This window comes from Gryllotalpicola daejeonensis (genome assembly GCF_039538145.1).
GTDB lineage: Bacteria > Actinomycetota > Actinomycetes > Actinomycetales > Microbacteriaceae > Gryllotalpicola > Gryllotalpicola daejeonensis.
The window spans coordinates 1,320,653-1,343,107 of the sequence record NZ_BAABBV010000001.1 but is presented as its reverse complement, the minus strand read 5'-3'; the positions used below and the strand labels follow the sequence as shown (position 1 = coordinate 1,343,107).

The 22,455-nt window shown below is 71.4% G+C and carries 24 protein-coding genes; 14 read left to right on the top strand and 10 right to left on the bottom strand.

The annotated features are described in order from the left end of the window. Nucleotides 1-54 precede the first annotated feature (54 nt). Nucleotides 55-1,335: an O-acetylhomoserine aminocarboxypropyltransferase/cysteine synthase family protein gene (locus ABD736_RS06665; protein WP_344790959.1), complete on the top strand. Its 1,281-nt coding sequence runs from the start codon at nt 55-57 to the stop codon at nt 1,333-1,335. 93 nt (nt 1,336-1,428) lie between these two features. Here ABD736_RS06665 and ABD736_RS06660 read toward each other — a convergent pair whose 3' ends face one another. The 4 genes from ABD736_RS06660 to ABD736_RS06645 all read right to left on the bottom strand — a co-directional run bounded on the left by ABD736_RS06660 (nt 1,429) and on the right by ABD736_RS06645 (nt 5,301). Continuing rightward, nucleotides 1,429-2,613, bottom strand: coding sequence for a MalY/PatB family protein (locus ABD736_RS06660; RefSeq protein WP_344790958.1), 1,185 nt, complete (start codon nt 2,611-2,613; stop codon nt 1,429-1,431). A 40-nt stretch (nt 2,614-2,653) separates the two neighbouring features. Further along, nucleotides 2,654-3,502 (bottom strand): PPK2 family polyphosphate kinase, encoded by an 849-nt coding sequence (locus ABD736_RS06655; protein WP_344790957.1) that lies wholly within the window; start codon nt 3,500-3,502, stop codon nt 2,654-2,656. A gap of 83 nt (nt 3,503-3,585) precedes the next feature. Then, nucleotides 3,586-3,915, bottom strand: coding sequence for a hypothetical protein (locus tag ABD736_RS06650; RefSeq protein WP_344790956.1), 330 nt, complete (start codon nt 3,913-3,915; stop codon nt 3,586-3,588). Between the two features lie 75 nt (nt 3,916-3,990). Then, nucleotides 3,991-5,301, bottom strand: coding sequence for a citrate/2-methylcitrate synthase (locus ABD736_RS06645; RefSeq protein ID WP_344790955.1), 1,311 nt, complete (start codon nt 5,299-5,301; stop codon nt 3,991-3,993). Between the two features lie 52 nt (nt 5,302-5,353). Between ABD736_RS06645 and ABD736_RS06640 the strand changes: the two genes are divergently transcribed. The 3 genes from ABD736_RS06640 to ABD736_RS06630 all read left to right on the top strand — a co-directional run bounded on the left by ABD736_RS06640 (nt 5,354) and on the right by ABD736_RS06630 (nt 8,342). Next, a complete protein-coding gene (locus tag ABD736_RS06640) occupies nt 5,354-6,499 on the top strand; it encodes a citrate synthase (protein WP_344790954.1) in 1,146 nt (381 codons plus the stop codon). A gap of 102 nt (nt 6,500-6,601) precedes the next feature. Then, the gene (locus ABD736_RS06635) at nt 6,602-7,033 is read left to right on the top strand and encodes a hypothetical protein (RefSeq protein ID WP_344790953.1); all 432 of its coding nucleotides are present in this window, start codon (nt 6,602-6,604) and stop codon (nt 7,031-7,033) included. Nucleotides 7,034-7,043: 10 nt separating this feature from the next. Further along, entirely contained in the window at nt 7,044-8,342 is a 1,299-nt protein-coding gene (locus tag ABD736_RS06630; RefSeq protein ID WP_344790952.1) for a M18 family aminopeptidase, read from the top strand. Between the two features lie 144 nt (nt 8,343-8,486). Here ABD736_RS06630 and ABD736_RS06625 read toward each other — a convergent pair whose 3' ends face one another. Continuing rightward, nucleotides 8,487-8,855, bottom strand: a complete 369-nt coding sequence (locus ABD736_RS06625; RefSeq protein WP_344792223.1) for a DUF5997 family protein — start codon at nt 8,853-8,855, stop codon at nt 8,487-8,489. An 80-nt stretch (nt 8,856-8,935) separates the two neighbouring features. On the opposite strand from ABD736_RS06625, the gene ABD736_RS06620 reads away from it, so the two are divergent. Next, nucleotides 8,936-9,667, top strand: coding sequence for a LysR family transcriptional regulator substrate-binding protein (locus ABD736_RS06620; RefSeq protein ID WP_344790951.1), 732 nt, complete (start codon nt 8,936-8,938; stop codon nt 9,665-9,667). On the opposite strand, the gene ABD736_RS06615 is transcribed toward ABD736_RS06620, so the two are convergent. Then, nucleotides 9,570-10,505, bottom strand: coding sequence for a sulfurtransferase (locus ABD736_RS06615; protein ID WP_344790950.1), 936 nt, complete (start codon nt 10,503-10,505; stop codon nt 9,570-9,572). The two genes, ABD736_RS06620 and ABD736_RS06615, sit on opposite strands and share 98 nt — an antisense overlap. Nucleotides 10,506-10,628: 123 nt before the next feature. Here ABD736_RS06615 and ABD736_RS06610 point away from each other — a divergent pair, with 123 nt between their 5' ends. The 4 genes from ABD736_RS06610 to ABD736_RS06595 all read left to right on the top strand — a co-directional run bounded on the left by ABD736_RS06610 (nt 10,629) and on the right by ABD736_RS06595 (nt 13,302). After that, a complete protein-coding gene (locus tag ABD736_RS06610; RefSeq protein WP_344790949.1) occupies nt 10,629-10,877 on the top strand; it encodes a helix-turn-helix domain-containing protein in 249 nt (82 codons plus the stop codon). Beyond that, nucleotides 10,858-11,394: a Clp protease N-terminal domain-containing protein gene (locus ABD736_RS06605; RefSeq protein WP_344790948.1), complete on the top strand. Its 537-nt coding sequence runs from the start codon at nt 10,858-10,860 to the stop codon at nt 11,392-11,394. Before ABD736_RS06610 ends, ABD736_RS06605 begins: the two co-directional genes overlap by 20 nt. Before the next feature lie 79 nt (nt 11,395-11,473). Beyond that, nucleotides 11,474-12,472 carry an ATP-binding cassette domain-containing protein gene (locus ABD736_RS06600; RefSeq protein ID WP_344790947.1) on the top strand — a complete coding sequence of 333 codons (999 nt, stop codon included), beginning with the start codon at nt 11,474-11,476 and terminating at the stop codon, nt 12,470-12,472. Beyond that, complete coding sequence (locus ABD736_RS06595; RefSeq protein ID WP_344790946.1) at nt 12,469-13,302, top strand: ABC transporter permease; 834 nt, start codon at nt 12,469-12,471, stop codon at nt 13,300-13,302. Before ABD736_RS06600 ends, ABD736_RS06595 begins: the two co-directional genes overlap by 4 nt. Before the next feature lie 67 nt (nt 13,303-13,369). On the opposite strand, the gene ABD736_RS06590 is transcribed toward ABD736_RS06595, so the two are convergent. Further along, nucleotides 13,370-16,768, bottom strand: a complete 3,399-nt coding sequence (locus ABD736_RS06590; protein ID WP_344790945.1) for an AfsR/SARP family transcriptional regulator — start codon at nt 16,766-16,768, stop codon at nt 13,370-13,372. 9 nt (nt 16,769-16,777) lie between these two features. Next, nucleotides 16,778-17,737 (bottom strand): nucleoside hydrolase, encoded by a 960-nt coding sequence (locus tag ABD736_RS06585; protein WP_344790944.1) that lies wholly within the window; start codon nt 17,735-17,737, stop codon nt 16,778-16,780. 133 nt (nt 17,738-17,870) lie between these two features. Between ABD736_RS06585 and ABD736_RS06580 the strand changes: the two genes are divergently transcribed. From ABD736_RS06580 to ABD736_RS06570, 3 genes are all read left to right on the top strand, one after another. Continuing rightward, nucleotides 17,871-18,614 carry a hypothetical protein gene (locus ABD736_RS06580; protein ID WP_344790943.1) on the top strand — a complete coding sequence of 248 codons (744 nt, stop codon included), beginning with the start codon at nt 17,871-17,873 and terminating at the stop codon, nt 18,612-18,614. Nucleotides 18,615-18,624: 10 nt separating this feature from the next. Further along, nucleotides 18,625-19,485: an MBL fold metallo-hydrolase gene (locus ABD736_RS06575; protein WP_344790942.1), complete on the top strand. Its 861-nt coding sequence runs from the start codon at nt 18,625-18,627 to the stop codon at nt 19,483-19,485. 68 nt (nt 19,486-19,553) lie between these two features. Further along, the gene (locus ABD736_RS06570; protein ID WP_344790941.1) at nt 19,554-20,414 is read left to right on the top strand and encodes a fructosamine kinase family protein; all 861 of its coding nucleotides are present in this window, start codon (nt 19,554-19,556) and stop codon (nt 20,412-20,414) included. On the opposite strand, the gene ABD736_RS06565 is transcribed toward ABD736_RS06570, so the two are convergent. Then, entirely contained in the window at nt 20,395-20,928 is a 534-nt protein-coding gene (locus ABD736_RS06565; protein WP_344790940.1) for a helix-turn-helix domain-containing protein, read from the bottom strand. The genes ABD736_RS06570 and ABD736_RS06565 overlap by 20 nt on opposite strands. Before the next feature lie 70 nt (nt 20,929-20,998). Beyond that, complete coding sequence (locus tag ABD736_RS06560) at nt 20,999-21,784, bottom strand: nucleotidyltransferase domain-containing protein (RefSeq protein ID WP_344790939.1); 786 nt, start codon at nt 21,782-21,784, stop codon at nt 20,999-21,001. Between the two features lie 41 nt (nt 21,785-21,825). Here ABD736_RS06560 and ABD736_RS06555 point away from each other — a divergent pair, with 41 nt between their 5' ends. Further along, on the top strand, nt 21,826-22,068 hold the full coding sequence (locus ABD736_RS06555) for a ribbon-helix-helix protein (protein ID WP_344790938.1): 243 nt from the start codon (nt 21,826-21,828) through the stop codon (nt 22,066-22,068). Beyond that, nucleotides 22,065-22,409, top strand: coding sequence for a type II toxin-antitoxin system PemK/MazF family toxin (locus ABD736_RS06550; RefSeq protein WP_344790937.1), 345 nt, complete (start codon nt 22,065-22,067; stop codon nt 22,407-22,409). Before ABD736_RS06555 ends, ABD736_RS06550 begins: the two co-directional genes overlap by 4 nt. Nucleotides 22,410-22,455: the final 46 nt, after the last annotated feature.

Below are 22,455 nucleotides of genomic sequence, written 5' to 3'. Positions count from 1 at the left end.
CCTTGTGAACTGCCCACAATCGACGGCCCGAAGCGAGCCAATACAGTTGTCCGCATGCCCCTCGACTTCGAAACGCGCCAGATTCACGCGGGTGCGGTCATCGACGCCCACGCTCAGGCACGTGTCACGCCGATCTATCAGACGGCCGGCTACGTCTTCGATGATTTCGACGACGGCGAGGCGCGGTTCGCCGGTCGCGGCGGCCGTGCGTATTCGCGCAACGAGAACCCGACCAACTATGTCGCAGGTCAGCGCCTCGCCGACCTCGAGGGCGGCGTCGACGGCATCGTGGTCGCGAGCGGGCAGGCCGCGATCCTGGTCGCGGTGTCTGCGCTTGCCGGTGCGGGCGACCACGTGCTGATCACCAGGTCGCTCTACGAGGGCACCAACGAGATGTTCCGGGGCGTGCTGAAGCGCCAGGGCATCGAGGCCGAGTACGTTCCTGACGAGGCGAGCGATGAGGAGTGGGCTACCCGCTTCCGCCCCAACACGAAGGCGCTGTACACCGAGAGCCTCACCAACCCGCTCGGCCAGGTCACCGACCTCGCGCGGCTCGCCGCGATCGCACACGCGCACGGCGTTCCGCTCGTCGTCGACAACACCGTACCGACGCCGTACCTCGAGCGGCCGATCGAGTTCGGCGCCGACGTCGTGATCCATTCGACCTCGAAGTGGCTCGCCGGCCACGGCGCGGTCATCGGCGGTGCGGTGGTGGACGGCGGCCGCTTCGACTGGGCCGCGAGCGGGCGTTTCCCGCAGCTCACCGAGTCGCCTCGCCGCGGCGTCGGCTCGTTCGTCGAGCGCTTCGGTGCCGGAGCGCTCGGCGCCTATCTGCGCACCGTCGTCGTGCTGGAATACGGCCCGACCGTGCCGCCGACGAGCACCTTCCTGCTGCTGCACGGCATCGAGACGCTGTCGCTGCGCATGGACCGTCACGTCTCCAACGCGCAGGCCGTGGCCGAGTTCCTCGAGGGGCGGCCCGAGGTGGCATCCGTTCTCTACCCCGGGCTCGCCTCGAGCCCGTACCACGCGCTCGCACAGCGCTATCTGCCGCTCGGGCCGGGGTCGGTGGTCTCTGTCGACCTCGGCACGCGCGACGCCGCTCGCCGGTTCATCGACGCGCTCGAGCTGATCACGCCGATGACGCACATCGGCGACGTGCGCACGCTGGCGATCCACCTGGGGTCGACGATCCACCTGAAGCTCAACGAGCAGCAGCAGGCGGATGCCGGCATCACGCCCGGCCTCATCAGGCTGTCGGTCGGCATCGAGAGCCCGCGAGACATCCTCGCCGACCTCGAGCGCGGCCTGCAGGCGGCAGGCCCGCTCGCCTAGCGGGTGCGGTTGCGCCACTAGGTTCCGCCGTGCGCCACTCGGATCCGAGTAGCGCACCGCGGAAGGTGGTGGCGCACGTGGCCCAGGCCAGCGTCAGCGTGCGCTGGCGGCCGCCGCGTTCGCGGTGACCGCGGCCAGCGTGCGGGCGATGCGCTGCACCGCCTCGACGACGGTCGACGCCTCGCACGCCAGGTTCGCCCGGGCGAAACCGCGGCCGATGCTTCCGAAGCTCGGCCCCGAGTTGAAGGCGACGCGACCCACCTCGCGCAGCACGGCGGCCGGGTCATCCCCGAGTTCGGTGTCGCGGAAATCGAGCCAGACGAGATAGCCGGCATTCGGGCGCACGAGCTTAACCGACGGCGCATGCTTGGCCAGCTCGGCTTCGAGCAGCGCGACGTTCGCGACGATGCGGTCGCGCGCGGCATCCCGCCAGTACGTGTTCGCGAACGCCGTGACGTTCGCATTCAGCCCGAGCAGGCTGGTGCGGGCGGCGAGCTCCTCAGGAAGTCCCTCGAGAAGAGCGGCCGTCGCGGCATCGTTCGCGACCGCGACCGCGCACTTGACCGCGGCGAGGTTCCACCCCTTGCTCGCACTCGTCACCGTGACGCTGCGCGCGCCCGTCTCTGCAGCCACGACGGCGAACGGAACGAACTCGGTGCCGGGGTGGGTGAGCGGCGCGTGCACCTCGTCGCTGACGATCAGCACGTCGTGCTCGGCGGCGATGCGCGCGAGCTCGGCGAGCGATTCGCGCGTGTGCACGCGGCCGGTCGGGTTCTGCGGGTGGCACAGGATCATCGCCTGCGCGCCCGAGCGGAAGGCGGCGTCGATGCCGGCCAGGTCGAGGGACCAGTCGGATGCCTCGACCAGCGGCACCTCGACGGCTTCGGAGTTCGTCTCGCCGACCATCTCGTAGAAGGGGTTGTACACCGGCGGCGTGATGACGACGCGACCGCCGACCGGCGGCAGCTCGAGCCGCAGCGTCTCGACGATTCCCACGGTCACGTCGGTGGCCAGGTGCACGCGCGCGGGGTCGACCTGCCACCCCCATGAGGCCAGTGCGAAGTCGGCGAAGGCAGGAGCCAGAGGGCCGGGGTTGTCGAGATATCCGGTATTGCCCTTGGCCAAGACATCCGTCAGCTCAGCGGTGATCTCGGGCGCGATGCCCCAGTCCATCTCGGCGACGAAGAGGGGGAGGACGCCTTCCGGATACCGCCGCCACTTGATGCTCGAACGCGTGCGGCGCAGTTCCGGAAGCGGCAGGGCTGGCTCGAACGTCATGGACCCAGGATGCCGCGCCGCCCGCGCCCGCAGGAAATCCCTATGACTTCTTGAGTCGCTTCCGCTCGGCGGCGAGGTCGAAGCTCGGCAGCGGCCACTTGAGATCGAAGCCCTCGAGCACGCCGTCGAGCAGGCGCTGCACCGCGATGCGGGCGAACCACTTCTTGTCGGCGGGGACGACGTACCACGGTGCGGCGTCGGTCGAGGTGCGCTCGATGGCGATCTGGTAGGCCTCCTGGTACTCCTTCCAGAAGCCGCGCTCGGTGACATCGCCCGGGTTGTACTTCCAGTACTTGTCCGGCCGGTCGAGGCGCTCTTGCAGTCGCTTCTTCTGCTCCTCGGGCGAGATGTGCAGCATCACCTTGAGCACCGAGATGCCGCGGTCAGCGAGACCGGCCTCGAAGTCGTTGATGGCGCCGTAGCGCCGCTCGATCTCCTCGGGCCGCGCCATCTGGTGCACGCGCTGGATCAGGACGTCTTCGTAGTGCGAGCGGTTGAAGACGCCGAGCATGCCGGGCGCCGGCACCTGTCGAGCGACGCGCCAGAGGAAGTCGTGACGCCGCTCCCAGGCGGTCGGCGCCTTGAACGACTTGAGGTGCACGCCCTCGGGGTGCGTCGCGCCGATGACGTGGCGCACGATGCCGTCCTTCCCTGCCGTGTCCATGCCCTGCAGGATGAGCAGCACGCGCCGCTCGTCGCCCTCGACGCCGCGGGCGTAGAGCCGCTGCTGCAGCTCGGCGAGGTCGGCGGCGTCGGCCGCGAGCACCTCTTCTCCGGTCTTCTTGTCGCCCTTGAAGCCGGGCGTTGAAGCCGGGTCGACGTCGGCGAGCGTGAATCCAGGGCCGGCCTTGAGCGACTTCGCGGGGTCGGTCTTCCATGCCTTGTGCATGGGGTGACTCTATTGCGGTGGAGCAGGGGGCGCGCTAGGGGGCACGCGGAGGCGTGCGTCGTCGCGGACCGCGCGGTGCAGGGTCACGCCGCGTCGTGCAGGCGGCCGAGCAGCCCCCACACCGCGCGGGTCAGCGCCGGGTGGTCGAGCGCGATGCCGCGCAGCACGCCGTATTCGAAGCGCTCGGCCGCGTCGTGCGCGGCCGTCGGGTGATAGGCGCGGGCCCGGTCGTCTTCGAGGCCGGATGCTGCGATCCGCTCGAGCCGCATCGTGAGCACGACCTGCTCGTCGACGCTCGGCAGGTCGGGCAGGAACTCCCACGGGTCGTCGCCAAGGCGGCACTTCATCTCGATGATCGCGGAGAGCTCGTCGCGCGCCTCACGGCGCCGCGTCTCGAGGTCTTCGCTGCTCATGCGCGCCACGATACGCCGCCGTCGTCGCCGGATCTTCCTGGTGTTCCGGAGTGCCGCGTGGTAGAACCCGTCCCGCTACGGCCCGACATAGCGGCCTCGCGGCCGCAGGCGCAGCGGCCTCTCCTCGTATTCGGCGAGCGCGTGGGCGATCCAGCCGACGGTGCGGCCGACGGCGAAGATCGCGACGCCGGCGTCAGGGCGCATGCCGGCCGCGAGTGCCAGTGCGGCGAGCGCGAGATCGACGTTGGGGTGCAGCTGCGCGGCACGGGTGTGCACCTCTGCCACGACCGCGTCGACGGCGGCGAGCACCGCCGGGCCGCCGTCGAGTTCCCCGATCAGGGGGAGAAGGGCCGCGGCGCGGGCATCCGTGCCGGAGTACAGGGGCTGGCCGAGACCCGGCACGCCCCCGCCATCGCGGATCGCCGCGGCGAGCGCGGCGGCGGGCGCGGCGCCCGCGACCACCTGCGCCAGCATGGCGGCGGCGGCGCGGCTCGCGTTGCCGTGCAGGGGCGAGTCGAACGCGCCGAGCGCGGCCGTCACGGTCGCGTAGCCCGACGCCCGCGCCGAGGCCGCCACACGAGCCGCCAGGGTCGATACCGCGAGATCGTGGTCGATGAGCAGGACGAGGGCGGCATTGAGGGCACGGATGCCTGCCGCCGACGGCTCGTCGTCGGTGAGCGCCGGCCACAGCAGCTCGGCGGTCGATGCGGTCGCCAGAGCGTCTGGGCGCGCGGGCGACAGCGCCCGGGGGATTCCTGCGAGCAGCCGCGCGCCCACGCGGCGCAGCCCCTCACCCGAGGCGTCGTAGCGCAGCGGGTCGGCCGCCGCGAGGCTGAGCACCGCGACGTGGATGCGGTCGAGCACAGCGGCATCCGCGGGCAGCGTCGCGATCGCCGCGCGAGCCGCGGCCAGCTCGTCGGAGGTGAGCAGTTGGGCGCCGGTCTGAGCCGCATCGCCCAGCGGCCGGCTGCTCGTGGCGCTCGCGGCGCGCGCGGCGCTCGCCTCGGCGGCATCCCCGGCGCTCTGCCAGAGCCATGCGGCGACCTCGCCGAGGGGTCGGTCGAGGAGTTCGGTGACCGGGCGGCCGCGATAGAACAGCTCGTCGTCGGCGATCTCGGCGACGTCGGTGTCGAGAACCATCAGTGGGCTGCCGGCCGGCCGGGCTGCGTGGCCGGCAGCAGGCGCTTCCGTGCGCGGTTCGCTCCTGCGCGTGCGCGCTCGGGCGAACCCTTCGATCTCGAGCGGGTCAAAGCTCGAGCCCGACGCGGTGCGTTCGCGCGCGAGCAGCCCGCGCGAGACATACGCATAGAGCGTCGCCTGCTTGACCCCGAGTCGCGCGGCGGCCTGGGCGGCGGTGAGGCGGGGGAGCGGCTGGGGGTCGGTCATGTTGATCCGATCAAGATTGACTAGTAGTGAATCACGTTCGCACACTGATGGCATGGACGACAAGCTCAGGGCCGGCAGCCTCATCGACGTGCCGCGCGGACTCGCGGGGGTCGCCGTGGCCGAGACCGCGATCAGTCGCGTTGACGGCGACGCGGGGTTCTATCAATACGGGCCGTATTCGGCCGTCGAACTTGCGCGGTCGGCGAGCTTCGAAGAGGTCTGGCACCTGCTCCTGACCGGGCGGCTGCCCTCCGCCGAAGAGCTCGAGGCCTTCCGCGCGCGCGTGCGGGCCGCGCAGGAATCGCCCGAGCTCGGCCGAGTGGTCGCCTCTCTGGTGCGCGGCTCGGGCGAAGCATCCGTATCGCCGCTCGCCGGGCTCAAGGCGGCGTGGCCGCTGCTCTCGTCTGCGCGCGGTCTGCGGCCGGTGTTCGACGGCGCTGAGGGCGAGCGGCTCGCCGACGCGATCGAGCTCGCGGCCGCCGCACCGGTCGTGCTCGCCGCGCTGCATCGAGGTGACGCGACGCCGCTGCCGCCGCTGCCCGGGCGCGGGGTGGTGGCGAACTACCTGCATCAGGTGACGGGCGAGGTGCCGGATGCCGCGCACGAGCGCGCGCTGAGCGCCTACCTCATCGCGGCCATGGACCACGGCTTCAACGCGTCGACGTTCACTGCTCGCGTGATCGCGTCGACGGGGGCGGATGTCGCCTCATGCCTGGCCGGCGCGCTGGGGGCGCTCTCGGGCCCGTTGCACGGGGGCGCTCCCGCCCGCGCGCTCGACAGCCTCGACGAGGTCGGCACGCCCGATCGCATCGAGCCGTGGCTGCGCGATCAGCTGGCCGCTGGCCGCCGGATCATGGGCTTCGGCCACGCGGTGTATCGCACGGTCGACCCGCGATCGGTGCTGCTGCGAAGTGTCGCCGAGAGCTTCGGCGGCCCGCACGTCGAGTTCGCGATGGCGTTCGAGGCCGCCGCCGAGCGGGTGCTCGCCGAGCACAAGCCCGGCCGCCCGCTGCACGCGAACGTCGAGTTCTACGCCGCGATCGTGATGGAGCTGTGCGGGGTGCCGCGCGAGATGCTGACGCCGACCTTCGCCGTCGCGCGCACGGTCGGCTGGACGGCCCACGTGCTCGAGCAGGCGCGCGACGCGAAGATCATCCGTCCGTCGGCGAGATATGTGGGGCCGAAGCTGGCGGCCTGAGGTGCCGATCTTGGACAGCACAGGGGCGGGTTGCGTCCGCCTTCCCACATTTCGACGGTGCAACCGGATACCTCGTCGGCGGTGCCCGGGACGATGGGCCGCATGGACACGATCGACAAAGACGAACCCCTCATCACCGATACCGCCATCAACGACCGCGTGGCGCGGCTCATCGGGCGTGCCTGTCGCGCGCAGCTCTGGCTGCTGTTCCTCGACGAGCGCTCGGTGATGCTGCCGACGCTCATGCCGAATGACGAGCTACCCTCGCCGCTCGACGCCGAGCTCGCCGAGGGCATCGCGTCGATGCTGCGGCAGGCGATCGCCGGCACTCCGATCGAGTCGGTGATCCTCGTGTGGGAGCGCCCGGGCGGCCCGATCGCGACGACCGAGGACAAGCAGTCGGCCGCGGCGCTCGCCTGGGCGTGTGCTGACGAGGGCGTGCCTGTGCGTGCTCAGCTCATCAGCCACGACTTCGGCGTGCGCACCCTCGGCGCCGAGGAGTTCACGGACGTGCTCGACGTTCCTGTCCTCTAGCGTTGGAGGGGTGACCGACAGTGCAATCGACGGGTACATCACCGACCTCGCCGCCTTCATCGAGGCGTCGCCCAGTTCGTATCACGCGGCGGCCGAGGTCGCGCGCCGAGTCGAGAACGCGGGCTTCGCCCGGCTCGCCGAAACCGATGCCTGGCCGGCCGGTCCCGGCCGCTACGTCGTCGTTCGCGACGGGGCGGTCATCGCCTGGGTCGTGCCGGAGGGCGCCGGCGCGACGACGCCGTTCCACATCCTCGGGGCGCACACCGACTCGCCGGCGTTCAAGCTCAAGCCGAAGCCGACCGTCGAGAGCTCCGGCTGGCTGCAGGCCGGCGTCGAGGTCTACGGCGGGCCGCTGCTGAACTCGTGGCTCGACCGCGAACTCGAGCTCGCCGGCCGTCTCGTCACCCGCGACGGGCGCGAGCACCTCGTGCGCACGGGGCCGCTGCTGCGCATTCCGCAGCTTGCGGTGCACCTCGACCGCGGCGTCAACGCCGACGGGCTCGTGCTCGACAAGCAGCGGCACACGCAGCCGGTGTTCGGGCTCGCCTCCGATGCACCGCTCGGGGGCGCGGACGTCATCGGTCTGCTTGCGGATGTGGCCGGCGTGCAGGCATCCGACGTGCTCGGCTACGACGTGCTGACGGCAGACACCCAGCCGCCCGCGCGCTTCGGGCTCGAGAACTCGCTGTTCGCCAGCCGGCGTCTCGACAACCTGAGCTCGGTGCACGCCGGGGTCACCGCGCTGATCGCGGCCGTCGACGCGGCAGCCGAGGCCGGGCAGATCCCGGTGCTCGCGGCGTTCGATCACGAAGAGCTCGGGTCGGAGTCGCGCTCAGGCGCCTCTGGGCCGTTCCTGTCCGACGTGCTGACGCGGATCTCCGAGGGCCTGGGTGCGAGCGACAGCGATCGGCTGCGGGCATACGCGGGAAGCTGGGTGATCTCGGCGGATGCCGGGCACTCGGTGCACCCGAACTACGCAGACCGGCATGACCCGGCGAACCGTCCGCTCGCCGGCGGCGGCCCGCTGCTCAAGATCAACGCGAACCAGCGCTACACGACCGACGCCGCGGGGGCTGCGCTCTGGGCGCGGCTGTGCGAGACGGCCGGCGTCGAGTACCAGGAGTTCGTGTCGCACAACTCGATGCCGTGCGGCTCGACGATCGGGCCGCTGACGGCCACACGCCTCGGCATCGCGACGGTCGACGTCGGGGTGCCGCTGCTGTCGATGCACTCGGCGCGCGAGCTGTGCCACGTGGGCGACCCGGTCGCCCTCGGCGGCGCGCTCGCCGCGTTCTTCGCGCTGGGGTAGAGCGGCGTGCCGCGTGGTTCGGCACCAGACGCACGATTCGTCACCCGCATCGGGCGGCGCGATGTGACACATCGTGCGTCATGTCGCCCGGCGTCGGGCGGACGATCGTTTCGAGACGCGCGCTACGCAAGCTCCGCGCGCTCCTCAACGATCGGAGCGCGCGGCCTTCTCGGCGCGGGCCTGATTGACCCGCGCGTTCTCGGCGCGCACCGCCGCCTGGGTCGCGCGCTCGCGCACGAGCCACTCGGGCGGGCTCCCCAGCAGCGCCGAGATCTCGCCCGTGGTCAGAGCCTCGGTGACGCCGGCGCGGGCGAGCCCGGAGGCAGAGACACCGAGCTTCCGGGCGACGACATCGCGCGGGTGCGGCCCGTTCAGGCGCAGCTCGACGAGCCACTCGGGCGGGTTCGACTGCAGCTCCTGGAACTCGGCGCGCGTCAGCGCGTTCTGCTGGAACGACTCGGGCGCGGCCGGCAGGTAGATGCCGAGCTTCTTCGCGGCCGTGGCCGGCTTCATCGCATCGGGGCCGGCGGGGCGGGGCGCGTTGTCGCTCATATGCCCAGGCTAGCGGGCGGGCACCCGGCTAGCCTGGGCCTGTGCCCGACAGCCTGCGCATCGCCTACGCCCGCGGCGTCACGCCCGGCAAGTGGGCGCGCATCTGGGGCGAGAGATTCCCGAGGCATCCTCTTGAACTCATCCAGCTCACTGCCGTGACGGATGCCTCGGCCGAACTCGCGTCGGTGCGTGATGGCGCGGCCGATGCCGCCTTCATCCGGCTCGCGCCGGGGGAGACACAGCCCGACGACTTCCACCTGATCGCCCTCTATGACGAGCGCCCCTTCGTGGTCGCCCCCAAGGGCCACGTCATCGAGGCGGCGGAGGAAGTGGTGCTCGCCGACCTCGAAGGCGAGGTCAGGCATCCGTTCGACGACACCATCGACACGAGCATCGAGGTAGTCGCCGCGAATGTGGGCGTGGCGGTCGTGCCGCAGTCGATCGCGCGGCTGTACGCCCGCAAAGACGTGGTCGCCCGGCCGGTCGTCGACGCCGACGGCTGGCGCGTCGGACTCGCCTGGGCGAAGGGCGCCCCGCCCGAGCTTCAGCCGCGACTCGACGACTTCATCGGCGTCGTGCGCGGCCGCACCGCGAACTCGTCGCGCGGCGCAGCGGCGCCGGGTGCGCAGGCTCGGGGCGATGCCGACTCGAAGTCGGGCAAGAGGGGGAAGTCTGCTACTCCGGCTTCGTCAGGTGGCGACCGCCGCCGGAAGCCACCAGCGCCGGGGCGCTCGTCTCGAGCGGGGCGGTCGGGTCGGCGACCCACTCGTTGAGCGACCCGTCGTAGACCCGCACCTCGTCATGGCCGAGGAGCGTGAGCGCGAGGGCCGCGCCGCTCGAGGCGATGCCGGCCTGGCAGTACGCGATGACCGGCCGTGGGGAGGTCGCCGCCTCACCCAGCACGTCCCGCAGACGCTCGGGAGGCAGGTAGGTGTTGGTCGCTGGGTCGATGAGCCGGGTCGCGGGGGCGCTCACCGACCCCGGGATGTGGCCGGCGCGCGGCTTGCCCGCGGATTCACCCTCGAACTCGCTCGTCGAGAGCGCGCAGAGCAGAACGTCGTCTGACTGGCCGGCGAGAACGGCTTCGACATCGTCCTTCTCGGCCCAGGCGTCGCTGTGCTCGTAGGCGGAGAACTCGCCGGCGCGCCGGGGGCGAACGTCGCCGGTCGCGATCGGGCGTCCCTCTGCTTTCCACTTCACGAGGCCGCCGTCGAGGACGCGGGCTTCCAGTCCGAAGGAGTGGAACAGCCACCACAGTCGGGCCGCCCAGTAGCCGGTGCCGGTGTCGTACACGACGACGGCGGTGTCGTTGTCGACGCCGTGAGCCTGCGCCGCCCGCTCGAAGTACTTCGCGCTCGGTCTGCTGAAGGCGTATTCGCCTTCCGGATCGCTGAAGTCCTCGAAGAGGTCGGCGAAGACCGCGCCCGGAATATGTCCATTGACCAGGTACTGCTCTTCGCCGCTGACATAGGCGTCGGCGCCGTTGAACCCCTTCACCTGCAGCACGGTCGCGTCGAGCACGACAAGGCCGTCTGCGCCGAGATGATCCGCCAGCCAGGCCGTGGAGACCAATGGACCGTTGCGCAGACCGTCGAAGAGGGGGTGGGACACAAGCGCAATGCTAGGCGGATGTTCAACCGGTGTTAAGGGGGTTGCCCGGCCCCTCGCGCCCGGCATCCGAAATCAAGCAACTCCTGTTGACAATGCCCCAGTAAGCAATCTAAGTTGCTAACCGTGGACACCGTGATTCCAGATCCGCTCGGCGGCCCCGCCGACGAGCTGGCCGCCGTCGTCGCCCTGCGCGAGCTCGCCGACCGCCTCGAAGACGCCGCCGTCGAACGTGCCCTGCGCGCCGGCTGGTCGTGGTCGCAGGTCGCCGAGGCGCTCGGCGTCACGCGCCAGGCGGTGCACAAGAAGCACCTGCGCCGGCTCGCCGGCACCGACATCGATTTGAGGAGGCGCAATGCCCGCGTCGTCAGATAGGAAGAGCACAGCTTCCCACCAGGGCGGCTCGCTGCCCGAGCAGCGGCTGCGCGCCGACGTGCGCGGCCTCGTGCAGCTCGCGATCGTCGAGGCGAGCAATCGAGGTGCAGGCGCCGTCGAGGCCGAGCACCTGCTGCTCGCGCTGCTCTTCGACCGCCGCAACAGGGCGGCGACCGCGCTCGCCGCCGCCGGCCTCGACTACGACGCCTTCGCCGCGGCGCTTCTCACCGAGCGCGAGAACAGCCTGCGCGCCGCCGGCGTCGAGCCGATCGCGGCCGAGCGGCTCGCGAGCGCCGGTCAGCGCAGCCGCACCACCTTCAGCGCCTCGGCCAAGCAGGCACTGGCCGCGGGCCATCGCGTGTCGACCAGCAGGCGCAGTCACACGATGCGGCATACGGATGTCGCGGCCGGCGTCCTCTCGTCGCAGGTCGGCACCGTTCCGCGCGCGCTGGCCTACGCCGGCTTCGACCGCTCGGAACTGCTGAAAGCGGTTGTAAGCGCCACGCAAGAGGGCTGAAAGCGCGGCATCCCATCATCGAAATCACCAGGCACGCAACCCACGCGCCCAACGCTCTCTAGAAAGAAGAGACAGACTCATGACTTCCACCGAACTCGCCGTCGAGGCCGAGGGCCTCGTCAAGGTGTTCGGGTCGAACCGGGCGGTCGACGGCGTCGACCTGCAGGTGAAGGCGGGCACCGTCTACGGTGTGCTCGGCCCGAACGGCGCCGGCAAGACCACGACCATCTCCATGCTCGCGACGCTGCTGAAGCCGGACGGCGGCAGCGCGCGCGTCTTCGGCCACGACGTGATGCGCGAGGCGAACATCGTCCGCCAGCTCATCGGCGTGACCGGCCAGTACGCCTCGGTCGACGAGAAGCTCTCCGCGAACGAGAACCTCTACATCTTCGGCCGCCTGCTCGGGCTGTCGAGCAAGCAGGCCAAAGCCAAGGGCGCAGAGCTTCTCGCGGCCTTCGGGCTCACCGAGGCGGCGAAGCGCCCGCTCGCCAACTTCTCGGGCGGCATGCGCCGACGCCTCGACCTGGCCGCGAGCCTCATCGCCCAGCCGCCGCTCATCTTCCTCGACGAGCCGACCACGGGTCTCGACCCCCGCACCCGCGGGCAGATGTGGGACACGATCCGCAGCCTGGTCGCCACCGGCTCGACGGTGCTGCTCACCACGCAGTATCTCGATGAGGCAGACCAGCTCGCCGACCGCATCGCCGTCATCGACACCGGCAAGGTGGTGGCCGAGGGCACGGCAGATGAGCTCAAGGCATCCGTCGGCACGTCGTCTCTGATCATGCGCCTCGCGGACCGCAACGAGACGGGCGAGGCGCTACGCCTCATCGCCGAGGTCTTCGGCGTGCAGGGCACGCCGAGCCCCGAGGCAGCGCGCATCACCGCGCCGATGTCGAACCCCGACGCGGTCACCGACCTGCTGATCCGGTTCCGCGAGGCCGGCATCCGCCTCGACGAGTTCTCGGTGCAGAAGCCGACGCTCGACGAGGTGTTCCTGACCATCACCGGCCACGGTGTCGCCGCCGACGGCGACACCCCGGATTATGAAGACACCGCGCAGGAGGTGCGCGCATGACCACCATCTCGACGACGCAGATCGTCCCCGCCTCGCAGCGCAACCTGAAGAACCACACGAGCCTGCGCCAGACCGTCGCCAACTCGATCACCATGGCCTACCGCGGCCTGGTCAAGTTCCGCCGCACGCCGGAGCAGTTCTTCGACGTGACGCTGCAGCCGATCCTGTTCACCGTCATGTTCACGTTCCTGTTCGGCGGCGCGATCACCGGCACGCACGGCGACATCTCCGGATACCTGCCCACGATCATCCCCGGGGTGCTCGCCCAGACCGTGATCACGGCCTCGGTCACCACCGGCGTGCAGTTGCGGGAAGACATGGACAAGGGCGTGTTCGACCGCTTCCGCTCACTGCCGATCGCCCGCATCGCGCCGCTCGCAGGCGCGCTCACGGCCGACACGCTGCGCTACGCGATCGCGACGACCATCACCTTCCTCACCGGAATCGTGATCGGCTGGCGGCCTGAGGGCGGCTTCCTCGGGCTCGTGCTCGCCGGCCTGCTGATCGTGGCCGTCGCCTGGGCGATCAGCTGGATCTTCGCCTTCTTCGGCGTGATCGCGCGCACCGCCAGCTCAGTGCAGGGCATCTCGTTCATGGTGCTGTTCCCGCTGACGTTCCTCTCGAACGCCTACGTGCCCACCGGCACCCTGCCGGCCTGGCTGCGTGCATTCGCCGACGTGAACCCGGTCTCGCACGTCATCACCGCCATGCGCAACATCGTCGCCGCCCAGCCCGTCGGCGCCGATGTGTGGTGGACGCTGCTCGGCGCCGCCGTGCTCGTGATCGTGTTCGCGCCGCTCACGGTGCGGGCGTACATGCGGAAGGCGTAACCGCGGCGAACGCACGGTAGGGCGCACGTTCTCTCAGGAAACGTGCGCCCTACCGTCGATTCACCGCTCAGAACCGCGTGACGCGCAGCAGCTCGTCGAGGGCGCTGGTCGCGGCGGCGAGGTTGGCGTGCGCGGCGACGCGAGCACGCGCGGCGGCGACGGCGGATGCCCCGACCACACGCTCTGCGAGGGCGAACGCCCGCGCCCGCACCAGAGTCGGCTGATCCTGCCGAGAGTGCAGGCGCTCGCCGAAGGCGAGCAGCTCGGCGGCGGCGTCTCGTGAAGCATCCGTCGCTCCCGGCCAGCCCAGCAGCCAGATGGCCACGCCGATCGCCGCCGTGGCGAGCACGGGGCGGTCGACCATCGCCGGGCCGCCGCGCCCGCGGCCGCGGGCCGCGACCCGCGCGTACACCCGCAGCCTGCGCGCGATCGCGAGCGCTTCGTCGTCCAGGCGGTCGTAGTAGACGGATGCCGCGAGCGCGCCGGCCTGGCTGATGAGGTACCACGCGCCCAGCGCGAGCGGGCCGGGCTTCGGGCCGTAGAGATTCACGGCGGTGCGCGAGAGCTCGACGGCCCGGTCGACGTCGCCGTCGATGGCGGCGAGCTCGGCGAGACAGGCCCAGCCGATCGCCCGGGCGTCGGGGCCGTCGAAGCCCTCGCGCGGCCCCTCGTCGTCGCTCACGAAGCGCTCGAACGCCTCGGCGACGCCGTCGCGGCGGCCGAGCTTGAGCTTGTTGATCGAGGTGATCCAGTCGTTCTGGCCGATCTCCTCGATGGCTCCGATCCTGGTGAGCTTCTCGCGCGAGAGCTCAGCCCACGTGAGCGTGTCCGCCGGCCGGTCGTCCTGGCTGGCGAGGTTCGCGAGACCCTGCGCGGCCTGGCCGGCGATCCAGTCGAGACCGAGGCGCTCGGCGCCCTCCCACGCGGCCGTCACGTACTCGATCGACCGCTCGAGCTCGCCGGTGTTCTCGGTGAGCAGCCCGCTGAACAGATTCCCGATGACCCTGATCACCTCGTCGTCGGATTCGCGCAGCGACTCGAGCTGCCACAGCCCCCACTTCGACTGGTGCTTCAGGGCTGCCGCCAGAACCTGGGTGATGGCGCCGAGCCAGGGTGAGACCGCGCCGGAGCGCACCAGCCGCCGCAGCTTGACGCCCGCGCGCAGCCCGGCCCGCAGCAGCTCGGTCGGCGGCACGGCCGAGTACTCCTCCAGCTCGGGCGGCAGCTGCGGCCGCTGCTCGTGGCCGCGCTGGCCTGGGCTGGGCGCCTGTGACCCCGCGATGCCCATGACGGCCGTGAATGTCAGGGCGATGGCGGCCGCGTCGGGCGCGTCGGCCGGCAGTTCGGGTCCCGCGACGGCGCGCGCGACGGTCGGGGCGAACGACAGCACCTCGCGGAATTGATTGCGGACCATCCAGTGGAACACCAGCGCCGCGAAGACCGGAATGACGACCTCGGGCTCATCGTCGTGCGCGCGCAGCACCGCGACGAGGTTGTCGCGCTCCGCCTCGATCGCGAGCAGGGTGTCGCTCTGCCGTGACGTTGCGAGCGCCGCGAGCGCCTCGGTGCTGAAGCGCCGCGCCCAGCGCGCCTGCGCCGTCGCCACGATCTCGTCCTCGCCGGCGTCGACGAGCGCCATGTCGCCGAACTCGCGCACCGTCTCGAGCATGCGGTAGCGCAGGCCGGCGGGTGTCTCGGTGACCGAGACGAGCGACTGCAAGACGAGGGCGTCGAGGTCGTCGGATGCCGCGAGCCGCGCCTCTTCCTCGCGGGCAGGGTCTGCGTCGACGATGGCCACGGCCGTCGCGGCGTGCACCGAGAAGCCGTCGGGGAAGCGGGACAGGCGGCGAAGCATCCGTCGCTCGCTCTCACTGAGCAGGTTCCAGCTCCAGTCGATCACCGCGAGCAGCGTGCGGTGCCGTTCGGGGGCGGTGCGGTCGCCGCCGCGCAGCAGCGCGAAGCGGTTCGAGAGCCGGCGCTCGATCTCGTCGACCGACATCGAGCGGATGCGCGCGGCGGCCAGCTCGATCGCCAGCGGCAGTCCGTCGAGGTGCTCGCACAGCCGCGCGACGGCGTCGATCGGCAGCGCGGCGCCCGGGCGGGCGGCACGGGCGCGCTCGAGGAAGAGCTGCACGGCGGGGCCGTGGGCGTCGGCAGGCAGCGACCCGAGCGGGTAGACGCTCTCGGCGCCGAGCTGCAGCGGCGAGCGGCTCGTCGCGAGCACCCGCACGGTCGGGATCTCGGAGAGCACCTGATCGACCAGGTAGGCCGCCCCCTCGATCACGTGCTCGCAGTTGTCGAGCACGAGCAGCGTCTCGCGCTCGGCGAGCGCGGTGCGGATGCGCGTGCGCACCTCGAGCAGCACGATCGGGTCGCGCAGGCTGAGGCGCCCGGCGCCGACTTCGCTGATGCCGAGCGTGGCGGCGATCGCGAGCGGCACGTCGTCGGACTCACGGATGCCGGCGAGCTCGACGACCACGACCCCGGGGGTCGTCCGCGCGGCTCGATTGGCCAGCTCTTGCGCGAGGCGGGTCTTGCCGAGTCCGCCGGGGCCGAGGATCGTCGTCAGCCGCGAGCTGGCCATCAGCTTCTCGAGCGCGGCGATGTCGGCGTCGCGGCCGATGAGCTCGTTCGGCGCCGCGCGCAGGCCGATGGCGAGGCGCTTCGGCCCCGCTTCAGCGCCTGCCCCGCCCTCCGCGTGCGCCACTACCTTCCGCTGTGCGCTACTCGGATCCGAGGCGCGCATGGCGGAAGCCAGTGGCGCAACCGAGGAGTCGTCGGCAGAGGGGGCGCCGTCCCCACGCAGCAGCTGCGCGTTCAGCGCGACCAGCTCCGGCCCGGGCCGTGCGCCCAGCTCGTCGTCGAGGCGCCGCCGGAAGTCCGCGAACGCGCGCAGCGCCTCGCCACGACGGCCGTCGGCGGCCAGAGCCGTCATGAGCGTCAGCTGCGCGCGCTCGTCGTAGGGGGTGGCGTCGGCGAGGGCGCGGGCGGCGGCGACCGCCTCGTGCGTCGCGCCGGAGCTCACGGCATCCGTCACCCGCTCTTCAAGGGCGCGCACGCGCACGCCCTCTGCGGTCTCACGCAACCGCGCGGCCAACTCGGTCTCGCCGAGGTCGGCGCCGGGTTCGCCGCGGCGCGCAGCGTCGGGTGACCACAGGTCGACCGCGTCGGCGGGCGCACCGAGCCGGTAACCGCCCGCCGACGATTCGATCAGCTCGTCGCCGGCGACGGCGCGCACGCGCGAGACCAGGGTCTGCAGGGCGGCGCGGGCGTTGCGGGGCGGGTCGTCCTGCCAGATGTCGTCGACGAGCGACGACACGGAGACCACGGCTCCGCGGGCGAGCACGAGCGAGACGATCAGCGCCTTGCCGTTCACCCCAGGCACGTCGACCCAGCCGTGGGGGCCGGCGACGCGCACGGGCCCGAGCACCTGCACGCGCGGCTCGGTCACGCCCGTCTCTGCCACTCGCCCAGTCTAGGGAGCGGGGGATGCCGCGACGGCGTCGACGACGAGGTCCCAGAACCAGTCGGCGTCCAGCCCGAGCGCCACCGAGGTCGGCACCTCGCGCGACACCCAGGGGCGCAGGTCGACGACGGTCATGCCGGTCGTGTGGCGCCCGGTCGTCTCGATGGCGATCGGCGCGCGCACGAGGTCGAAGTGGCTCGGGGCACCTCCGCTGAGCTCTTCGTCGATGACGATCGCCACGGCCACCGGGTCGTGCACCGGCGGTGCCTCGAACCCCTGCACGTCGGCGTAGCGGCGGCCGTACTCGGCGAGCAGGTCGCGCATGAACTCGGCTTTCGGGCCGCCGGCTGCGGCGATGCGCGCGGCGATGTGCGGCCTCGCGAGCGCCTGGTGCGTCACGTCGAGCCCGGCCATGACGACCGGCCAGCCCGCCTCGAACACCTCAGCGGCAGCCTCGGGGTCGAACGCGATGTTGAACTCGGCGACCGGGGTCAGATTCCCCGAGCGCGCCGAGCCGCCCATCAGCACCACCTCGCGTACGCGGTCGACGATGCGCGGCTCGCGCCGCACGGCGAGCGCGATGTTGGTGAGCGGGCCGGTGGGCACGAGCGTGATCTCGCCCGGCTCATGCGACATGACGAGGTCGATGATCAGGTCGACCGCGCCGCGCGCGTCGAGGGTGACGGATGCCTCGGGCAGCACCACCCCGTCGAGGCCGGAGTCGCCGTGGATGTCCGCCGCGAACTCGGCCGAGCGCACGAGCGGCCCCTCGGCACCCGCGGCGACCGGTGCCGTGATTCCGGCCAGCGTGGCCACGCCGAGCGCGTTGTGCGTGACCTTCGGCAGGCTCTGGTTGCCCGCGACGGTGGTGACGGCCAGCAGTTCGATCGCCGGGTGCGCCTGCGCGAGAAGCAGAGCGACCGCGTCGTCGTGGCCCGGGTCGCAGTCGAGGATGATCTTGCGCGGCATCCCTCAACTCTCGCGTATCTCGCCGTCGCCTCGCCAGCGCTGCCTGCGTGGCGACCGGGGATGCCGCAAATCGTGCCCCCCGAATGGGGTAGTCTCCTGGGCACCCCACCCCCCCCATCGAGGAGCGTGCCCCGTGAGCGACGCCTATCAGTTCAGAACCCTCGACCGCAGCGCTGACACCGACGTCATCGACCGCGCCGAGCCCCGCCCCACCGAGCTCTTCCGCCCGACGCCGCAGTGGATTCCCTCGGGCGCTTCGGGTGCGGAGGCGCGTGAGAAGGCCGAGCCTGCCACCCGTCGCGACACGGTCGCGCGCAGAGAGGCGATCGCACACCGCCAGGCGACCGAGTTCGGCCGCATCAGGTGGGGCTCGGCGTTCTTCGGCTGGGTAGCCGCGAGCGGTGTCGCGGTGCTGCTCGCCGCGGCGGTCGGGGCGGTGGCCGCCGCGATCGGGCTCGCATTCAACGGCGGTAGTGCTGGGGCTGCGTCGCGCGCCGCCTCGGGCGACGCCGCGGTCGTCGGCCTGGCCGGCGCGATCGGCCTCGGAGCCATCCTGTTCGTCGCCTATGTCAGCGGCGGGTACGTGGCCGGCCGCATGGCGCGCTTCGCCGGGGTGAAGCAGGGCTTCGCGGTGTGGCTCTGGGCGGTCGCCTTCGCGATCGTCGGCGCCGCCGTCGCGTATCTCGCAGGCGCCGTCGATCCTCTCGGCTTCGCACAGCAGCTTCCCGGCGTTTCCGACGACCGGAGCGCCGTAGCTCTCGGCGGCGTCATCGGCGCGCTGGCAGTCGCGGCACTCACCGCCCTTGGTGCGCTGCTCGGCGGTCGGCTCGGCATGCGCTACCACCGCAGAGTGGACGTGGCGGGCATCGACGACTAGGCCTGGGCCCATGTCTCTCATCGCTGTCGAACCGGAACTGATCAGCTGCGCCACGTGCGGTGTCGAATACGGCGCCGACCGCGAAGCGCTTCCCGAGGTATGCCCCATCTGCGCCGACGAGCGGCAGTACGTGCCGCAGAGCGGTCAGGCGTGGGTCACGCAGGGCGAACTCGCGGAGCGGGCAGGGCAGGGCGGCGGCGTCAGCGTCGACGTCGTGGAGCTGGGGCCCGACCAGTGGGGAGTGACCGCGCATGGCGTCGGCATCGCCCAGACGATGCAGGTGGTGCGAACCACCGCCGGAGTGCTGCTGTGGGACCCGACCGGACTGGCTGACCAGGGCACGGTCGAGTTCGTGCGCTCGCTCGGCCCGGTGCTGGCGATCGTCGCGAGCCACCCGCACATGTACGGCGCGCAGCTCGCCTGGTCGCGGGCGCTCGGTGACGCGCCGGTGCTCGTCAGCGAGGCCGACCGCGAGTGGCTGCAGCGCGACGGCGCGGCGGTCGAGCTCTGGTCGGGAAGCCGCGGACTCGCCGAAGGTCTCACCCTGCACACCCTCGGCGGCCACTTCCCGGGCAGCGCCGTCGCGCACTGGGCGCGCGGCGCCGGGGGAGCGGGCGTGCTGCTGGCCGGAGACACGATCATGGTCAACAGCGACCACCGCACGGTGAGCTTCCTGCGCAGCTACCCGAACCGGCTGCCGCTGTCCGGTGCGGTCGTCGCGCGCATCGCGGCGAGTGTCGAGCGGATGCCTTTCCAGCAGATCTGGTCCAACTTCAGCAACGCCATCACGGCCGATGCCGATCGCCGCGTGCAGGAGTCGGCCGAGCGCCACATCGGCTGGGTGCGCGGCGACTTCGACGATCTCACTTGACACACGCCGCTTGACCAGGCATCCGCCCCGTTTGTAGTTTCGTACAACAAATACGACAAAGGGGCGGAATGGACGCGGACGGCTGGACGCCGGACTACCTCCCGGCGGGACGCCGGGCTCGGCACATCACTCCGCTGCCCGGCGGCTTCGCAAACCCGGTGTGGCTGTGTGAGCTCGATGACGGACAGCGGGTCGTGGTGAAGGCATCCACCGATGCGGCCCCGGGGATGTTCGCGAGCGAGGCTGCCGGGCTCGAGGTGCTCGCCGAGTGCGGCGGTCTGGCCACCCCGCGGGTGCTCGCGCTCGGCCCGAACTCGATCGTGCTCGAGGCGCTCGACCCGCGGCTGCCCGACACCGAGGCGTTCTGGGAAGAGGCGGGCCGCGCCGCCGCTCGCCTGCACAGCACGACGGCGCACGACCGCTTCGGCTGGGAATCGGACGGGTGGCTCGGGCTCCTCCCGCAGCGCAACGAATGGGACGACGACGGCCATCGCTTCTTCGCCGAGAAGCGCGTGCTGCGCTATCTCGGTGAGCCGTTGGTCGAGGCCGCGCTCGACGCCGCCGACCGTGCAGGCATCGAGCGCATCTGCGCCCGCCTGCCCGAGCTCGTCCCCGACACGGGCGCCTGCCTGACCCACGGCGACATGTGGCGCAACAACGTGATCGCCGACGGCACGGGGCGCCCGGCGTTCCTCGACCCGGCGGTGAGCTATGTGTGGGCCGAGGTCGACGTCGCGCACATGCTCTGCTCGGGCGGGGTGCCAGAGGCCTTCTTCGCGGCCTATGCGGAGGTGCGGCCCCTTCACCCCGAGTGGCGGAAGCACGCAGGCATCCTCAATCTGCGCCAGCTTCTCGCCATGCTCGCGGCAGCCGTGCCGATCCCGACGATCGTGTCGTCGATCCGCGAGCTCATCGGGGCGTACGCGTGACGACGGGTTCCCGGGCCACGGTGCTCGAGCGCCGTGTCGGAAGCGAGAGCGGGTAACGCTCGTCAAGGCGCGGATCGATGACGATGCGGAAGAACGCGCGGAAGAGGTAGCGCCCCGCCGCCCAGTAAGCGGGAATGATCAGCCACACGAGCCAGCCCATGGTGCCGTGGGTGACGTAGGCGAGTGCGAGCGTGCCGAAGACGACGAGGATGCCGATGCCCGTGAAGAGCCTGCTTGCTGCCTCGGTGGTGGCGTCGCGGCGCTCCTGCTGCGCGCGCCGGCGCGCCTCGAGACCGTCGACGGTGGCGCCGAAGTCGTCGGTGCCGACCCGGGCGAAGAGGTCGCCGACCGGAACGTCGAGGGCGTTCGCGATCAGGGTGAGGGTCTCGGCGCTGGCATCCGTGCCGGATTCAAGTCGCTGAATCGTGCGCACCGCCACGCCGCTCGCCGATGACAGCTGCTCCTGCGTCCAGCCGCGCGCCCTGCGCAGTTCGGCGATGCGAGATGCGTTCATGCCGCTCACGCTACGAAGTTCGGGCCGCCAGCACCACGACACGGGCCCGCCAGTTTCCCGCCAGCCGAGTTCAGGGCAGTTGCGCCGCCCGCGCTCTGGCGAGCTCCGCGGCGCAGAACTCGCGCACCCGGTCGACCAGGTCGCCGAGCCTCGCCGGGTCGAGGGTCTCGGTGGCAAGCATCCGATCGACCTCACCCAGGTTCGCGCGCGCGAACAGCTGCTTCTCATTCGTGACCCAGACGCCGCGTGCGGCGACGATCGCGTGAGCCGCGCACGTCGCGGCGCGCGCGACCAACCCGAGGCACTGCGTGACGCGACCGGATGCTGCGTGATAGCGCGCGGCGTAGTCGAACTCGGCCTGCGCCTGCTCCCACCAGATGTCGGGCGCGTGCTCGCGCAGGGCGGCGGGGTAGGTGATGTCGGGCAGTTCGCCGACGAGCACGCGCTTGGACGCGAGCTCGGCCAGCACGAGGTAGGACGGCAGTCCGGCGACGTGGAACCAGAGCGGCTCAGTCGTGAACCGGCCCTCGGCGGTCTCGGCGATCACGCGGTCGACGACGTCGAGGTCGCGGTAGTGCACGTCGCTCGCGCGGCCCTCGATCGTCAGCCAGGCGCCGCCGTTGAACACGGTGTTCGGCACAGAGCTCCAGCTGCCGAGCTCGCCGACGGTGCCCGGCCAGCCGAGGTCGCGCAACGACTGCGGGTTGAAGTGGCCGCGGTAGTAGACCGAGAAGTCCCAGTCGCTGTCGGGCCGGTTCGTGCCCTCGGCGCGCGAGCCCCCGAGCGTCACGGCCTCGACGCCGGGCAGCGACCCGAGGCGTTCGCCGACGTGAGTGAGGAAGGCATCGTCGTCCATGAGCCACAAGCTATCGGTGCGGTGCTCGGTATACTCAAAGTATGACCACGACGATCAAGGTGAGCGATGAGCTGCGTGACCGTCTGAAGGCGCAGGCGGCTCTCGACGGCGTGACGCTCGGCGCCCATCTGGCCCGCCTTGCCGACGCAGAGGACCGTCGGCTGCGGTTGCGCGAGCTGAAGATCGCGGTCTCGCGCACGAGCCTGGCCGACATCCAGTCCCATGCGGCTGAATCCGCCGAGTGGGAGCGCGCTGAACTCGCCGACGCCGACGCCGATTCGTGAGTGGGCCGGATCTCGCCCCCGGAGTCGTGGCGTGGGCCGCTCTCGAGCCGGTGCGCGGCCGAGAGCAGGGCGGCCATCGCCCGGTGCTGATCGTCGCCTCGAGTGGCTACCTCGACGCGGTCACGTCGCTCGTCATCGCGCTTCTGATCACCACAGTCGACCGGGGCTGGCCCAACCACGTGCGCGTTGACGGGCTGAGTGGGCTCGAGCGGCCGTCATGGGTTATGACGGAGCAGCCGCGCACGCTCTCGCGCGACCGGCTGACCGGCGTCGCGGGCCACGTCTCCGACGAGTGCCTCGCCTCGGTCAAGATGTGGCTCGGGGACTTCCTCGATCTGTAGCGCGCGACGACAGTCGATCGTCTGGCTCGTTCGCAGCGCCCATAGA

Bases quoted from the DNA above. Each gene is read 5' to 3' on its own strand.
- ABD736_RS06665 (WP_344790959.1), top strand. From the start codon at position 55: ATGCCCCTCGACTTCGAAACGCGCCAGATTCACGCGGGTGCGGTCATC.
- ABD736_RS06660 (WP_344790958.1), bottom strand. From the start codon at position 2,613: ATGACGTTCGAGCCAGCCCTGCCGCTTCCGGAACTGCGCCGCACGCGT.
- ABD736_RS06655 (WP_344790957.1), bottom strand. From the start codon at position 3,502: ATGCACAAGGCATGGAAGACCGACCCCGCGAAGTCGCTCAAGGCCGGC.
- ABD736_RS06650 (WP_344790956.1), bottom strand. From the start codon at position 3,915: ATGAGCAGCGAAGACCTCGAGACGCGGCGCCGTGAGGCGCGCGACGAG.
- ABD736_RS06645 (WP_344790955.1), bottom strand. From the start codon at position 5,301: ATGACCGACCCCCAGCCGCTCCCCCGCCTCACCGCCGCCCAGGCCGCC.
- ABD736_RS06640 (WP_344790954.1), top strand. From the start codon at position 5,354: ATGGACGACAAGCTCAGGGCCGGCAGCCTCATCGACGTGCCGCGCGGA.
- ABD736_RS06635 (WP_344790953.1), top strand. From the start codon at position 6,602: ATGGACACGATCGACAAAGACGAACCCCTCATCACCGATACCGCCATC.
- ABD736_RS06625 (WP_344792223.1), bottom strand. From the start codon at position 8,855: ATGAAGCCGGCCACGGCCGCGAAGAAGCTCGGCATCTACCTGCCGGCC.
- ABD736_RS06605 (WP_344790948.1), top strand. From the start codon at position 10,858: ATGCCCGCGTCGTCAGATAGGAAGAGCACAGCTTCCCACCAGGGCGGC.
- ABD736_RS06600 (WP_344790947.1), top strand. From the start codon at position 11,474: ATGACTTCCACCGAACTCGCCGTCGAGGCCGAGGGCCTCGTCAAGGTG.
- ABD736_RS06595 (WP_344790946.1), top strand. From the start codon at position 12,469: ATGACCACCATCTCGACGACGCAGATCGTCCCCGCCTCGCAGCGCAAC.
- ABD736_RS06585 (WP_344790944.1), bottom strand. From the start codon at position 17,737: ATGCCGCGCAAGATCATCCTCGACTGCGACCCGGGCCACGACGACGCG.
- ABD736_RS06575 (WP_344790942.1), top strand. From the start codon at position 18,625: ATGTCTCTCATCGCTGTCGAACCGGAACTGATCAGCTGCGCCACGTGC.
- ABD736_RS06570 (WP_344790941.1), top strand. From the start codon at position 19,554: ATGGACGCGGACGGCTGGACGCCGGACTACCTCCCGGCGGGACGCCGG.
- ABD736_RS06565 (WP_344790940.1), bottom strand. From the start codon at position 20,928: ATGAACGCATCTCGCATCGCCGAACTGCGCAGGGCGCGCGGCTGGACG.
- ABD736_RS06560 (WP_344790939.1), bottom strand. From the start codon at position 21,784: ATGGACGACGATGCCTTCCTCACTCACGTCGGCGAACGCCTCGGGTCG.
- ABD736_RS06555 (WP_344790938.1), top strand. From the start codon at position 21,826: ATGACCACGACGATCAAGGTGAGCGATGAGCTGCGTGACCGTCTGAAG.